The organism is Mesorhizobium sp. B2-9-1 (genome assembly GCF_006439455.1).
Classification (GTDB): domain Bacteria; phylum Pseudomonadota; class Alphaproteobacteria; order Rhizobiales; family Rhizobiaceae; genus Mesorhizobium.
The window spans coordinates 60,931-74,252 of sequence record NZ_VFTP01000006.1 but is presented as its reverse complement, the minus strand read 5'-3'; the positions used below and the strand labels follow the sequence as shown (position 1 = coordinate 74,252).

At 64.7% G+C, this 13,322-nt stretch carries 14 protein-coding genes; 8 read left to right on the top strand and 6 right to left on the bottom strand.

Annotation, left to right across the window (positions count from 1 at the left end):
- Window positions 1-32: 32 nt before the first annotated feature.
- On the top strand, window positions 33-722 hold the full coding sequence (locus tag FJW05_RS13880) for a TlpA disulfide reductase family protein (RefSeq protein WP_140632894.1): 690 nt from the start codon (window positions 33-35) through the stop codon (window positions 720-722).
- A gap of 3 nt (window positions 723-725) precedes the next feature.
- On the opposite strand, the gene FJW05_RS13875 is transcribed toward FJW05_RS13880, so the two are convergent.
- On the bottom strand, window positions 726-1,766 hold the full coding sequence (locus tag FJW05_RS13875) for an endonuclease/exonuclease/phosphatase family protein (RefSeq protein WP_140542590.1): 1,041 nt from the start codon (window positions 1,764-1,766) through the stop codon (window positions 726-728).
- Between the two features lie 240 nt (window positions 1,767-2,006).
- Here FJW05_RS13875 and FJW05_RS13870 point away from each other — a divergent pair, with 240 nt between their 5' ends.
- From FJW05_RS13870 to FJW05_RS13850, 5 genes are all read left to right on the top strand, one after another.
- Window positions 2,007-3,359 (top strand): extracellular solute-binding protein, encoded by a 1,353-nt coding sequence (locus FJW05_RS13870; protein WP_140632891.1) that lies wholly within the window; start codon window positions 2,007-2,009, stop codon window positions 3,357-3,359.
- A gap of 167 nt (window positions 3,360-3,526) precedes the next feature.
- Window positions 3,527-4,411 (top strand): ABC transporter permease subunit, encoded by an 885-nt coding sequence (locus tag FJW05_RS13865; protein WP_140542592.1) that lies wholly within the window; start codon window positions 3,527-3,529, stop codon window positions 4,409-4,411.
- Between the two features lie 8 nt (window positions 4,412-4,419).
- Window positions 4,420-5,334: an ABC transporter permease subunit gene (locus FJW05_RS13860; protein WP_140632888.1), complete on the top strand. Its 915-nt coding sequence runs from the start codon at window positions 4,420-4,422 to the stop codon at window positions 5,332-5,334.
- Between the two features lie 11 nt (window positions 5,335-5,345).
- Window positions 5,346-6,446 carry a sn-glycerol-3-phosphate ABC transporter ATP-binding protein UgpC gene (gene ugpC, locus FJW05_RS13855; protein ID WP_140542594.1) on the top strand — a complete coding sequence of 367 codons (1,101 nt, stop codon included), beginning with the start codon at window positions 5,346-5,348 and terminating at the stop codon, window positions 6,444-6,446.
- A gap of 48 nt (window positions 6,447-6,494) precedes the next feature.
- Window positions 6,495-7,292, top strand: a complete 798-nt coding sequence (locus tag FJW05_RS13850; protein ID WP_140542595.1) for a phosphodiesterase — start codon at window positions 6,495-6,497, stop codon at window positions 7,290-7,292.
- Between the two features lie 3 nt (window positions 7,293-7,295).
- On the opposite strand, the gene FJW05_RS13845 is transcribed toward FJW05_RS13850, so the two are convergent.
- The 5 genes from FJW05_RS13845 to FJW05_RS13825 all read right to left on the bottom strand — a co-directional run bounded on the left by FJW05_RS13845 (window position 7,296) and on the right by FJW05_RS13825 (window position 11,854).
- Window positions 7,296-7,694, bottom strand: a complete 399-nt coding sequence (locus FJW05_RS13845; protein WP_140542596.1) for a type II toxin-antitoxin system VapC family toxin — start codon at window positions 7,692-7,694, stop codon at window positions 7,296-7,298.
- Window positions 7,691-7,966, bottom strand: a complete 276-nt coding sequence (locus FJW05_RS13840) for an AbrB/MazE/SpoVT family DNA-binding domain-containing protein (RefSeq protein WP_140542597.1) — start codon at window positions 7,964-7,966, stop codon at window positions 7,691-7,693. The genes FJW05_RS13845 and FJW05_RS13840 overlap by 4 nt, the downstream gene beginning before the upstream one ends.
- A gap of 54 nt (window positions 7,967-8,020) precedes the next feature.
- Window positions 8,021-9,103: an ABC transporter ATP-binding protein gene (locus tag FJW05_RS13835; protein ID WP_140632885.1), complete on the bottom strand. Its 1,083-nt coding sequence runs from the start codon at window positions 9,101-9,103 to the stop codon at window positions 8,021-8,023.
- A complete protein-coding gene (locus FJW05_RS13830) occupies window positions 9,100-10,626 on the bottom strand; it encodes an iron ABC transporter permease (protein ID WP_246673437.1) in 1,527 nt (508 codons plus the stop codon). The genes FJW05_RS13835 and FJW05_RS13830 overlap by 4 nt, the downstream gene beginning before the upstream one ends.
- A gap of 223 nt (window positions 10,627-10,849) precedes the next feature.
- Complete coding sequence (locus tag FJW05_RS13825; RefSeq protein WP_140632880.1) at window positions 10,850-11,854, bottom strand: iron ABC transporter substrate-binding protein; 1,005 nt, start codon at window positions 11,852-11,854, stop codon at window positions 10,850-10,852.
- A gap of 204 nt (window positions 11,855-12,058) precedes the next feature.
- On the opposite strand from FJW05_RS13825, the gene FJW05_RS13820 reads away from it, so the two are divergent.
- Window positions 12,059-12,601, top strand: coding sequence for a sigma-70 family RNA polymerase sigma factor (locus FJW05_RS13820; RefSeq protein ID WP_140632878.1), 543 nt, complete (start codon window positions 12,059-12,061; stop codon window positions 12,599-12,601).
- A complete protein-coding gene (locus FJW05_RS13815) occupies window positions 12,598-13,236 on the top strand; it encodes an NrsF family protein (RefSeq protein ID WP_140632875.1) in 639 nt (212 codons plus the stop codon). The genes FJW05_RS13820 and FJW05_RS13815 overlap by 4 nt, the downstream gene beginning before the upstream one ends.
- Window positions 13,237-13,322 lie beyond the last annotated feature (86 nt).

The following is a 13,322-nucleotide window of genomic DNA, read 5'->3' as shown; positions in this document are numbered from 1 at the left end:
CGCTATAACCCGTGCTCCGGAGCAGTTTGAAAATGGCAGACGGCAAGAGATTCTTTTTTCCGGCTACGCGCCTCATCCTCGCCGCTTTGGTGGCGGGCGTGCTGGCCGGCGCGGTCGCGGTATATGTCAGCGAGAGCGGTTCTGGCAACAACGCTCCCGAGAAGGCCGTCGCGGCCGCCGGCAAGGACGATGCCGCCTGCGAGGCCAAGGCCGGACGGGCCAAGCAGGTCGCCGCCAAGGCCGTCGGCCAGGTCGCGGCGCTGCAGCCGGCCGATCCGCCGCAGTCGCTGAAGAGCTTGGCCTTCAACGGCCCCGACGGCAAGCCAATGACAATCGCCGACCATGCCGGCAAGACCGTGCTGCTCAATCTGTGGGCCACATGGTGCGCGCCGTGCCGCGCCGAGATGCCGGCGCTCGATGCGCTGCAGAAGGAGAAGGGCAGCAAGGAATTCGAGGTGATCGCGGTCAATGTCGATACCGGCGACGACGCGAAGCCGAAGAAGTTCCTCAAGGAGATCGGCGTCGAGACGCTCGGCTTTTACCGGGACCCGACGATCGCCCTGTTCAATGAGGCGAAGACGCGCGGGCTGGCGCTCGGGCTTCCCGTGACCATGCTGATCGACGGCGAAGGCTGCCTGATCGCGCATATGAACGGCCCGGCCGAATGGTCGAGCCCTGATGCCAAGCGGCTGGTGGAAGCGGCGCTCGAACCCGGATCGTGACCGCTATCTTACCCGCACCGTAACCACCAGCGCCTCGTGGTCGGCGCTCGGGCTGCCGTCCGGCAACACCGCCGGCAGTGTCGCCGATGCGCTTGCCGCGAGGCCGCGGGTGAAGAACCAGTCGATATGTCCGGTGGGCGTGGCGTCGCCCGCCGGGCGCCGCTGCGTCGGCTTGTCCAGCGTGTTGGCGTCGCGCCAATCGTAGCCACGCCCGGCCATGATGGCGAAGAGGGGCTCGTGGCGGTCGGGGCACATCAGCCGGTCCGGTTCGGCGTCGATGTGCGCCTGCCATGCGGCCGGATCGGCGTGACGCTCTTCATAGGTGGCGGTCAGCGTGTTGAAATCGCCGCCGATCAGCACCGGCGCTTCCGCGTCATATCTGTCGATGGCGTCGAGCAGATGCCGCGTCTGGTCGGCGCGGCCGGCAGGGGTCGTACGGTTCTCGAGATGCACCGAGACGACGGTGACCCGATGGTCGCCGACCATCACCTGGCCGCCGAGCGCCATGCGGCCGCCGATGCGCGGTTGGCCGTGCTCCGGCAGGAACCAGGCGCCAGCGGCGTCCAGGCGAATGAGAAAGGGCCGCAGCAGCGGAACGGCACTGGTTATGGCGTTGCCGTGGAAGCCCTCGATGTTCTCGGCGCCGCCATTTGCCGCCTGCTCGGTCTCATTGCCGGCGCCGAGTTCGAGGAATTCGACGCCATAGGCGTAGGAATGGCCTAGACGATCGGCAAGCCGGCTCAAAAGATGGCCGTTGCCGGAGCGCGCCATGCCCTTGTCAACTTCCGAAAGCAGCACGACGTGTGGCGCCCGGCCGGCGATCGTTGCGGCGATGGCATCGACATGGCGCAGCCGCTCGACGTTCCAGGCCATGACGGTCAGGCTCTCGCCGGTGCTCTCGCGTGACGCCCGGCCGCCGATCTCGATCTCGCCGAGGGCGCGAACGGCGGCCGCGTGGCGCAGATGAGTAGCGCTGTCGCGCGGTCCGTCCCGCATCGCGTTGCGGGCGGCGACGGGCACGTGCGTGAGCTGCGGGACCAGCATGTCTCTTCTCATCCAGTTAGCCGGTTAATCACGGAGGTCTTTTCGACGCTTCGCAGCGCCCTAGCTTCCTAGAGCGCCGATGTGACGTTTTCATGCCGGCGCAACCGCTGCCGGGGGAGGAGAGACTGGCTGTCCACAGGGCTTCGGGCCCACAACAGAACTGTCACATACCTTCTCTATGAGAGCGGGCAAGGACTTGCGCAAAAACCTTGTCACACTGCCACTCAAGAGGGAAAAACCATGACGATCATCAAGCGGGGCTTTGCCGCCCTTGCCGCCGGCGCGCTCAGCACCGCGCTTGCGATTCCTGCCTTTGCCGAGCCGGTCAAATTCGACTTCTGGTTCGGTCTTTCGGGCGACCTCGCCCGCGTCGTCGACACGCTGTGCAAGAACTTCAACGATTCCCAGAAGGACTACCAGGTCGTCTGCACCAGCCAGGGCAATTACGACGCCACGCTGCAGAACACGATCGCCGCTTTCCGCGCCGGCAAGCAGCCCACCGTCGTCCAGGTCTATGACGTCGGCACCGCCACCATGATGCTGTCGGGCGCCTACAAGCCCGCCGACAAGCTGATGGAAGAGAACGGCTACAAGATCGATTACAGCGACTATTTCCCGGGCATCGCCCGCTACTACGCGACGTCGAAGGGCGAGATGCTGTCGTTCCCGTTCAACTCGTCGACGGCGCTGATGTACTGGAACAAGGACGCCTTCGCCAAGATCGGCAAGACCGAGGCGCCGAAGACCTGGGAAGACGTCGCCGCCGACCTCAAGGCGCTGAAGGACGCCGGCTATGATTGCCCGATGGCGATCAACATCTCGGCCAACGAAAGCTGGCAGCTGATGGAGCAGTTCTCAGCGCTGCACAACCAGCCGATCGCGACCAAGAACAATGGCTATGACGGTCTCGACGCTCGTCTCGAAGTCAACAAGACCAAGTTCGTCCAATACGTCACCGATCTCAAGAAGTGGTATGACGCCGGCCTGGTCAAGATCAAGTCCAAGGACCTCGGCCAGGACATGGTTCAGGCCTTCGCCACCGGCACCTGCCAGCTCATCCTGACCTCGGTCGGCGATCACGGCACGGTCGGCCGCACCCAGAAGGAAGGCATGAAATGGGACGTGGCCGAGCTGCCGGTCTATGCCGGCACCGAGCGCAAGAACTCGCTGGTCGGCGGCGCTTCGCTGTGGGTGCTGTCGGGCAAGTCGGACGCGGAATACAAGGGCGCGGCCGCGTTCCTCAACTTCATCCACGACCCCAAGACCGCTTTGTTCTGGTCGACCAACACCGGCTACATTCCGGTGACGAAGTCGGGCTTCGATTTCATGAAGTCCGACGGCTTTTACGACAAGGCGCCCTATAAGGGCCGCGAAGTGGCGATCGCCAGCCTGACCGCGTCGGAGCCGACCGAGATCACCCGCGGCATCCGCCTCGGCAACTTCACCCAGATCCGCGCCGAATTCGGCACGCAGATGCAGGCGATCTTCGCCAACAAGGTCAGCGTGCAGGAAGGCCTCGACGCGCTGGTCAAGAATGGCGACGCGATCCTCGAGCGCTTCCAGCAGACCTATCCGGGTAAGACCCTGCCCTGATCCCGGATATTGGAACGGCCGCCCGCCGAGCATCGACGGGCGGCCATTTCATAGGGGTTTTTGAGTTGGGCACGTCTTTGTCGCGAAACCGGTTCCCACTTTCGGGAGACATGCCTTAGTCTTGTGCCGCGCGAGCGGGTTGGCGGTTCAACGACATCGGCGGATCGATGGAAAAACGCGTCACTTTCAGCAAATGGACGATCGGCATCCTGTTCGCGGTGCCGCAGCTTATTCTGATCTTCACCTTCTTCTACTGGCCAGCCGGGCAGGCCGTGTACTGGTCGCTGACGCTGCAGCAGCCCTGGGGCGGCGGCAATATCTGGGTCGGGCTCGACAATTTCCGCTCGATCCTGTCCAACGCCAGCTACTGGGACTCGATCACCGCCAGCATGATCTTCGCCGGCATCAGCACGGGACTTGCGATGACAATCGCGCTGGTTCTCGCCGCCTTGACCGACCGCCAACTTGCCGGCTCATGGCTTTATCGCGTGGTGCTGATCTGGCCCTACGGCATCGCGGCACCGGCGCTGGCGCTGGCGTTTCGCTTCATCCTGGCACCGGAAGCCGGCTTCATGGCCGTAGTCAACCAGGTCTGGCCCGGCTTCTGGGACCCTGGCCTTGACGGCACCGACGCCATGGCCTCCATCATCATCGCCTTCTCGTGGAAGTATGTCGGCTACAATTTCATTTTCTTCCTCGCCGCCTTCCAGGCAATTCCGCGCTCGCTGATCGAGGCGGCGGCGATGGATGGCTCCGGCGTCATCAGGCGCTTCTGGGATATCCAGTTCCCGCTGATCACGCCGACCATCTTCTTCCTGCTGGTCATCAACATCACCGAGAGCTTCCAGGATTCCTTCGGCATCGTCGACATCATGACCGCAGGCGGACCGGCCAACGCCACCAATCTGATGGTCTACAAGATCTATTCCGACGGCTTCAAAGGTTTGGATTATTCAGGCGCCGCCGCGCAGAGCATCATACTGATGCTGCTCATCATCGCGCTCACCATCGTCCAGTTCCGCTTCATCGAGCGGCGCGTGCATTATCGTTGAGGCGGGCCATGGTCGAGCGCACCCCGATCCTCAATTTCTTCACGCATCTGATCCTGTTCGTCGGCTTCGTATTCTGCGTGGCGCCGTTCGTGATCGTAGCGATCGCCGCCTCGCACAATCTGAAGGACGTCAACGACGTGCCGATGTCGCTGCTGCCGGGCAGCGACTTCTGGGTCAACATCAAGACGGCCTGGACCACCGCCGATCTCGGCCCGAAGCTGCTCAACTCCTTCATCATGGCGTTCGGCGTCGCCGCCGGCAAAGTCATCATCTCGGCGCTGACCGCCTTCTCGATCGTCTACTTCCGCTATCCCGGCCGCATGCTGATGTTCTGGCTGATCTTCATCACACTGATGCTGCCGCTCGAGGTGCGCATCGTGCCGACCTACGCGGTGGTCGCCAACGTGCTCGAGCCCTATCAGGCGATCATGGACCTGACCGGCCTTTCCTGGCTCATCGAGAGGGTCTCGGGCGTGCAGGTTTCGCTCAGCCTGGGATTGCTCAATTCCTATAGCGGCCTGATCCTGCCGCTGGTCGCCACCGCCACCGGCACCTTCCTCTACCGCCAGTTCTTCCTGACCGTGCCGGACGAATTGACCGAGGCGGCGCGCATGGACGGAGCCGGCGCGCTGCGCTTCTTCGTCGATATCCTGCTGCCGCTGTCGCGCAACAACATGGCGGCGCTCGGCACCATCATGTTCCTGTGGGCCTGGAACCAGTATCTGTGGCCGTTGCTTATCACCACCGACCAGTCGCATGCGATGGCGGTGACAGAGCTGAAGCAGCTGATACCCAATGTCGGCGGCGCGCCGGAATGGCATATCGCCATGGCCGGCACTCTGATCGTCATGCTGCCGCCGCTGATCGTCGTGGTGCTGATGCAGCGCTGGTTCGTGCGCGGCCTGATCGCCACCGAAAAATAAGGAGACGGAAAATGGCCTCCATCACCATTCGCGGCGTCAAGAAGAACTACGCCAAGACGCAGGTCGTGCATGGCGTCGACCTCGACTTCGCGTCGGGCGAATTCGTCGTCATCCTCGGACCCTCCGGTTGCGGCAAGTCCACGCTGCTCAGAATGATCGCCGGGCTGGAAGAGATTTCCGATGGCACGATCGCGATCGACGGCACGGTGGTCAACAAGCTCGAGCCGCGCGAGCGCGGCTGCGCCATGGTGTTCCAGAACTACGCGCTCTACCCGCATATGAGCGTGGCCCAGAACATCGGCTATTCGCTGAAGGTGGCCGGCGTTCCGTCGGCCGAACGCGCCCAGCGCGTCCAGGCGGTGGCGCGCGTCCTGGAGCTGGAGCACCTGCTCGACCGCAAGCCGATGGCGCTCTCCGGCGGCCAGCGCCAGCGCGTCGCCATGGGCCGCGCCATGATCCGCGAGCCGAAGGTGTTCCTCTTCGACGAGCCGCTCTCAAACCTCGACGCCAAGCTGCGGGTGCAGATGCGCTCCGAAATCCGCAAGCTGCACCGGCGCCTCAGCGCCACTTCCGTCTTCGTCACGCACGACCAGGTCGAGGCGATGACGCTGGCCGACCGGCTGGTGGTGATGAATGGCGGCCGCGTCGAGCAGGTGGGCACACCGGCGGAAGTCTACAGCCGGCCGGCGAGCCGCTTCGTGGCCACCTTCGTCGGCGCGCCGGCGATGAACATGCTCGAAGGCACCGTCACGCTCGACGGGCTGTCATTGCTCGGCGGCAGCCGCAAGCTCAACGTGTCGCGCACGGGCCTGCCGGTCGGCGCGAAAGTCGCTGTCGGCGTCCGGCCGGAGGCGGTGCGCATGGTGGCGCCGGGCACGCCCGGAGCGCTCGCGGCGACCGTCGACCTCGTCGAGGAATTGGGCGCCGGCCGCGTCGTCTATGTCGATCTCGACGGCGCGCCGTTCTCCATCGTGACGTCCGAGACCGTCCACCCCGAACCGGGCAGCACGGTCGGCCTGCAGTTCGCCGAAGCGGACCTGCACTTCTTCTCCTCGGAGACGGGCGCCAGGCTCGACGTTTTCAAGGCTTCGGTGCCGGAACCGGTGCTGTAAGGCGGGCCTTGCAAGGCTGACTTTGCAAATTATCTGAGGGTTCACGGAATGAAGATCATCCAGGTCACCGACATCCATCTCGATCGTCGGCGCCAGATGCGCTACGGCGCGGATCTGAATGAGCGGCTCGATCGATGCATAGATCATATCAATGCGCGGCATGGCGATGCGGCGCTCTGCATCTTCACCGGCGATCTGGCCGACGACGGCGAGGCCGAGAGCTATGCCGATTTGAAATCGGCGCTGAGCCGGCTCACTGTGCCTTACCAGCTGCTGCCTGGAAACCATGACCGGCGCGCCAATCTGATCGCCGCCTTTCCGGATAACGGGACGGACGGCAACGGTTTCGTGCAGTCGGTGCTCGACACGCCGGAAGGGCGCCTCGTTTTTGTCGACAGCCTGGCGGAAGGCCGCGTCACCGGCGAGTTGTGCGACAACCGGCTTGCATGGCTCGACGCACGGCTTGGCGAGGCGGCGGGCAAGGCCGCCTATATTTTCCTGCATCATCCACCGGTTGAGCTCGGGCTCACGCTGCTCGACCCGCTCGGCCTCGAACAGCCGCAGCGGCTCATCGACGTGCTGACCCGCCATGGCAATGTCCGCTACATCTTCTTCGGCCATGTCCATCGCGACATCGCCGGCACCGTCGCCGGCATTCCGTTTTCGGTGCAGCGCGGCCTGCATGCCCGCTTCATGCTCGACCTGGTCGGCGACGAAGTGGTCGAGCAGGCGCCGCCCGCCTATTCGATCATCCTGATCGATGGGCAGCGCGTGGTCATCCACAGCGTTGATTTCCTGGAGCAATGGCCGCTTTGGTCGCCGGCGACCGGGCAGCGCGTGCGGTAGAAATCACCCGAGCAACAGCGTGGGCGTTCCCAACCCTTCGACGAGCTTTGCCGCTCTCTTGTCGAAGGACACGAAAGTTTCGCCGCCGAGCCACTGGCCGTCGAACGCGATCACGCCATCCGCGAAATCGCCACCGGCGTCGAGCACGGCCAGGCCCGCTTCGATCGTTGGTCGGTTGGCTACGACGTTGCGCATATCGAGGGTGCGGCGGATCGAGGCGGATATGTCGGGCCGCGCGACCCGGTAACTTCTGTCCAGCACCCAAACAAATTCACAGAGCGCTTGAACGCTGATCGCGACCAGCTCGGCTGCTTCCAGGGTCTCGGCTGCGGTCCGTTGCTGCGCTTCGTCGTCCCCGACGACAAGGCGCAACAGCACGTTGGTGTCGAGGCCGATCTTCACTTGCGCTCGATTCCGCGCATCCCGCTCGAAGCGCCGGCGTCGGCGATCGCATCGTTGATCTCATCGATCGAAAGCCGTGCGCCGTTCGTCTTGGCCTTGAGCATCCCGCTCAGCTCTTGCCAGGAGCCCTTGCCCTGGTCGGCTTTCAGCTCCGCCCGCCCGCCGGGTAGAAGATCAAGCCTGATCTTGTCGCCGGGCTGGATGCCGAGATGCTTGAGCACGTCCTTCCGGAACGTGACCTGACCCCGCGCAGTAACCGTCAGTGTCGTCATAATGGCCTCCTAGCTCAAGAATAATGCAGAATTGCATTATTCTCAAGGTGGGGATCAAGCAAAGACATGCGCCTTGCCGGTGACGGTCAAGCGCACGATCTCACCGATCTCCGGCGCGTCCATGCCTGTCCTGCGCAGGATCAGCGGCGTGTTGCCGATGGCGGCCGCATCGGGCGGGTCGGGGCTGTTGAGCAGCCGCACCGCGACGGTGCAGACCGAGCCCGCGAACTCGCAGTCCGTCACTTCGCCGAACAGCATGTCGGGTGTGCCCGACATGCCTTCGCGCGAGGTCCGTTTGAGCAGGATCTGCTCGGGCCGCAGCATGATGCGGGCGACATCGCGCCGTCCCTTCGTGTCGACGGCGACGCGGCCGAGCCGCGATACGGCGAAGCCGTCCGCGATCCTGGCCGGCACGATGATGGCGTCGCCGAGGAACTCGGCGACCATCCTGTCCCTGGGTTGGAAATAGAGCTCGCGCGGCGTGCCGACTTGCGAGAACAGCCCTTCGCGCATCACCGCCACCTGGCTGGCGAAGGACAGCGCCTCGGCCTGGTCGTGCGTGACCAGTATGGTGGTGATGCCCGCCTCTTCCAGAAGCTCGGCCACCGCCTTGCGCATCGAAGCGCGAAGCCCGGTGTCGAGCGCCGAAAATGGTTCGTCGAGCAGCATCAGCCTGGGCTTCATCGCCATGGCGCGGGCAAGCGCCACGCGCTGCTGCTGGCCACCGGAAAGCTCGTGCGGCCGGCGCTTCAGGATCGCCTTGTCCAGCCCGACGATGTAGGCGAGCTCGACAATATGCTCGGTTCGCTTGTCGGCATTCCGCGGGATGCCGAAGCCGATATTGTCGGCGATGGTGAGATGCGGGAACAGGGCACCGTCCTGGGCCACCACGCCGATGCCGCGGCGATGCGCCGGCACGGCCGCGCCGCCATTGGCGAGCACCTTGCCGTCGAGCGCGATGCGGCCGCGGTCCGGCGCCTCGAAGCCGGCGATCAGCCTGAGCAAGGTGGTCTTGCCGCAGCCGGACGGCCCGACGATCGCGGTGCGGCTGCCGCTTTCGACTTTCAGGTCGACGCCGGCGAGCGCCGTCACCGGGCCGTAGCTTTTCGCGACGCCGCTGAGTTCGAGAAAGCTCATCGTCCGGCCATCCGCTTCGACTGGATGTAGAGCCACCAGGTCATCGGCAACGACATCGCCACCATGATCAGCGCGTAAGGGGCGGCGGAGGCGTAGTCGATCTCGCCGCTATAGGACCAGAACGCCATCGCCAGCGTGCGGGTGCCGTTGGGCGCCAGCATCTGGGTGGCGGTGAGCTCGTTGGTGATGCCGAGCGCCACCATCGCCATGCCGGCCGCGGCGCCCGGCGCCGAAAGGCGGATGGTCGTCGACCACAGCGCATTGACCGGCGGACGGCCGAGGCTGGAGGCCGCGCGCTCCAGCTCCACCGGCGCCTGCGCGATCGAGGCACGCAGGCTTATCAGCGCGCGCGGCAGGAACATCAGCGCGTAACCGAACAGGATGGTGAACAGCGTCTGGTAGAGCGGCAGCGCGACGCGCACGGTGATGGTCACCAGTGCCAGCGCGATGACCACGCCCGGCAACGCGCCGACGATATAGTTGCAGCTCTCGAGCAGGCGCTGCAGCGGCCCCGGCGCGCGGATCGAAATCCAGGCCATGGGCATGGCGGCAACCGTTGCAAGCACCGCGCCAGCGATGGCGAGGAACAGGGTCTGGCCGAGCGCCAGGCCGATCTCGTCCCAGCGCCAGACTTCCGTGCCGCCGGCGAGCAGCCAGCGGCTGACCGTGACAAAGGGCACGCCGAGCGACAGCAACGCGACGCCGGCCGGCAAAAGCAGGCAGGGCAGGGCGGCGCGGCCGAGGCGAGCACGCTGCTGCTTGCGCGCGGCGCCGGAACCGACGCGGGCATAGCGCTCCTCGCCGCGGATCATCACCTCGAGGGCGAGCAGGAAGAGACAGCAGACCACCAGCACGGCGGCCAGCATGTTGGCGGCCGGACCGTTGAAGGTCGACTGGAACTGGTCGACGATCGCGGTGGTGAAGGTGTCGAAACGTATGAAGACATAGAGGCCGTATTCGGCCAAGAGATGCAGGCCGACCAGCAGCGAGCCGCCGCAGATGGCGAGCCTCAGCTGCGGCAGCACGACGCGCGCGAAGACCCGCCACGGGCCAAGACCGAGCGCTGCGGCCGCATCCTCCAGCGCCGGGTCGAGGCGGCGCAGCGCGGCGGCGATCGGCAGGTAAAGGAATGGGAAATAAGCGATGACGGAGACCAGCACGCCGGCCCACAGCCCGTGCAGGCCCGGGACGAAGCTGATCCAGGCATAGGAGTGCACGAAAGCGGGGATGGCGAGCGGCGCGACCGAAAGCCACGACCACCAGCGGTTGCCGGGCAGGTCGCTGCGCTCGGTCAGCCAGGCCAGTGCCACCGACAGCACGATGGCAATCGGCACGGCGATTGCGACAAGGAGCATGGTGTTGACCAGCAATTCGCCGACGCGCGGGCGGAAGATCAGCGCCACCACGGTGCCCCTGCCGGTCTGGATCGCGACCCAGACGATGAAGGCGAGCGGCAGCAGCGCGGTGAGCGAGACAAGGGCTGCGGCGAGCGTGATCCACGACACGGACCGGCGCTTCTTCATCCCGGTCGCCGGCAGCCTTGCCGGCGTCATGTCGATCGCCGGTTGCATCAGGCAGGCCGCTGGGTCGCCTCCGCCTGCCGGCGGAAGCGGTGCGATGTGACACTCAGGCGGGTCGAAGCGCAGTCGATTATCATCGACGAAGCGATCTCCAAACAAAAACGCTCCCGCGGAAGGCAAATTCCCGCGGGAGCACGGTCGTTTGCCCTTTTAGGACGAACGCGAACTAAAGCAAGCCGGCTTGCGTCATCAGGTCGATGACCTTCTTGGAATTCAGCGTCGCCGGATCGACTTTCGGCGCCTGCAGGTCGGTCAGCGGCACCAGCTTAGGGTTGGACTGGACATCCTTGCCGATCGCATATTCATAGGACGTTCCGGTCTTCAGCACATCCTGGCCGCCCTTGCCGGTCACCCACTTCAGGAATGCCTGGGCTTCCTTCGGATGCTTGCTGGAAGCCAGCACGCCGCCGCCCGACACCGAAACGAAGGCGCCCGGATCCTGGTTCTTGAAATAGTGCAGGCCGACATTCCCGCTGTTCTCGCCGGTCTTGGCCTGATCGCCAAAATAGTAATAGTGGTAGATCACGCCGCCATCGATCTCGCCGGCATTGACCGCCTTCATCACCGTTGAGTTGCCCTTGTAGGCGGTGAAATTCTCCTTCATCGCCTTCAGCCAGTCGGCGGTAGCGGCCTCGCCCTTGAGCTCAAGCAGGGCGTTGACAATGGCCTGGAAGTCGGCGCCGGACGGCGAAGCGGCCCAGCGGCCCTTCCAGCTCGGATCGGCAAGGTCGAGCAGCGACTTCGGCAACTGGTCTTCCTTCAGCTTGGCCTTGTTATAGGCAAAGACGGTGCTGCGGGCGGCAACGCCGACCCACTTGCCAGTCGACGGCTGGTATTCCTGCGGCACCTGCGCCAGCGTATCGGCGTCGACCGGCGCGAACAGTCCGGCGGCCTCGACCAGCGCCATTGCCGGCGAATTCTCGGTCAGGAACACGTCGGCCGGCGAGGCCGCTCCCTCGGCGACGATCTGGTTGGAGAAGTCGCTGTCGCCGCCGTTGCGCAGCGTGACCTTGATGCCGGTTTCCTTGGTGAAGCCCGCTGCCCATTCCTTGGCGAGGCTTTCATGCTGGGCATTGTAGACGACGATGCCTTGATCCTTGGCCATGGCGGAGCCTGCGGTCAGGCCGAGCGCCAGCGCGGCGCCGGCGAGCGTGGATAGGGCAATTTTCATGGGCATCGTCCTCAATTCGAGACAGGGGTTTTGGGCACGGCTGCACCTATCAATACATGATTGTAATAGTCAACATTGTGACCCTGCTTCAATCGGTCGCCGTTCCGCAAACTTTCGTGATTTTGCGGCAGTTTGGCTTGGACATTATTTCGCCGGCCACGTAACAAACCAGGGCCGAGACGCGAACATTGGGGGTGAACTCTTGTGACCGGCAAGGACGAGGCCGAGCTTTCCCGGCTGCTCAGGGCCGCGATCGCGGGAGACGAAAGGGCTTATGCCGACTTTCTGCACGGGATCGCCGCCCTCGTTCGCGGCTTTGTCCGGCGCAAGATCGTTCAAGGCGGGGTCGATCCCGAGGATGTCGTGCAGGAAACCTTGCTGGCCATTCATGTAAAACGCCACACCTGGCGGCCTGATGCGCCGGTGCTGCCCTGGGTCTATGCGATCGCCCGTTTCAAGCTGATCGACGCGTTCCGCCGGCGCGGGCGGCGCATCGAGGTCGAGATCGACGAGATCGCCGAAACCTTCGCCGAGCCCGAGGCGGAAACGGTGAGCGAGCGCGACATCAACCGGGCGCTAGACGGCCTGCCGCCGTCGCAACGCTCCGTCGTCTCCTTGATCTCGGTCGACGGGCAGTCGATCGGCGAGACGGCGGCCAAGCTCGGCATCAGCGAGACGGCGGTGCGCGTTTCGCTGCATCGCGGCCTGGCCGCGATCGCTAAAAGATTTGGACGAACAGCGACATGAGGACAGAGGATCTCATCAAGGCGCTCGACGCCGATGCCCGCGACGAGGCGATGCCGATGGGCAAAGCCTGGTGGCTGGCGGTCGGCGTGGCCATGGTGATCGCGGCGGCGGTCTTCTTCGCGACCATCGGGCCGCGTCCCGACATCATGCCGGCCATGCACACGATGCGCTTCATGTCCAAATTTGTGTTCACGCTGACGCTCGCGGTGAGCGCCTTCGCGCTGATCCGCGCGCTATCGATGCCGGGCGCCTCGACCAGGCGCGCAATGGCCTGGATGATTGCCGCGCCGCTTCTGGTGGTGCTGGCGGTGGTTCTTGAGCTTTTCGTCGTGCCCGAGGCCGATTGGAGCAAGCGACTTATCGGCTCGAACATGATGATCTGCATGAGCTTCATTCCGCTGATCGGCATCGGCCCGCTGGCGATCTTCCTCGGCATGCTGCGCTATGGCGCGCCGACGCGGCCGGTGCTGGCGGGCGCGGTGGCGGGCCTGCTCGCGGGCGGGCTCGCGGCTACCTTCTACGCCGCGCATTGCTTCGACGATTCGCCGCTCTTCGTCGCCACCTGGTATACGGTCGCGATCGCCTTCCTCACCGCGCTCGGCGCGCTTGGCGGGCGGTTTTTCGTCCGCTGGTAGGATTACACACCGATCCTTCGGTACAGTTTTGAAACAGTACCTTAATCATACCGGCAATTGTTTGCCGGTTATCGGAGCGGCCGCTG

Excerpts from the sequence above, each read along its gene's own strand:
- FJW05_RS13880 (WP_140632894.1), top strand. The coding sequence starts at position 33 with ATGGCAGACGGCAAGAGATTCTTTTTTCCGGCTACGCGCCTCATCCTC.
- FJW05_RS13875 (WP_140542590.1), bottom strand. The coding sequence starts at position 1,766 with ATGCTGGTCCCGCAGCTCACGCACGTGCCCGTCGCCGCCCGCAACGCG.
- FJW05_RS13870 (WP_140632891.1), top strand. The coding sequence starts at position 2,007 with ATGACGATCATCAAGCGGGGCTTTGCCGCCCTTGCCGCCGGCGCGCTC.
- FJW05_RS13865 (WP_140542592.1), top strand. The coding sequence starts at position 3,527 with ATGGAAAAACGCGTCACTTTCAGCAAATGGACGATCGGCATCCTGTTC.
- FJW05_RS13860 (WP_140632888.1), top strand. The coding sequence starts at position 4,420 with ATGGTCGAGCGCACCCCGATCCTCAATTTCTTCACGCATCTGATCCTG.
- ugpC (WP_140542594.1), top strand. The coding sequence starts at position 5,346 with ATGGCCTCCATCACCATTCGCGGCGTCAAGAAGAACTACGCCAAGACG.
- FJW05_RS13850 (WP_140542595.1), top strand. The coding sequence starts at position 6,495 with ATGAAGATCATCCAGGTCACCGACATCCATCTCGATCGTCGGCGCCAG.
- FJW05_RS13840 (WP_140542597.1), bottom strand. The coding sequence starts at position 7,966 with ATGACGACACTGACGGTTACTGCGCGGGGTCAGGTCACGTTCCGGAAG.
- FJW05_RS13835 (WP_140632885.1), bottom strand. The coding sequence starts at position 9,103 with ATGAGCTTTCTCGAACTCAGCGGCGTCGCGAAAAGCTACGGCCCGGTG.
- FJW05_RS13830 (WP_246673437.1), bottom strand. The coding sequence starts at position 10,626 with ATGAAGAAGCGCCGGTCCGTGTCGTGGATCACGCTCGCCGCAGCCCTT.
- FJW05_RS13825 (WP_140632880.1), bottom strand. The coding sequence starts at position 11,854 with ATGAAAATTGCCCTATCCACGCTCGCCGGCGCCGCGCTGGCGCTCGGC.
- FJW05_RS13815 (WP_140632875.1), top strand. The coding sequence starts at position 12,598 with ATGAGGACAGAGGATCTCATCAAGGCGCTCGACGCCGATGCCCGCGAC.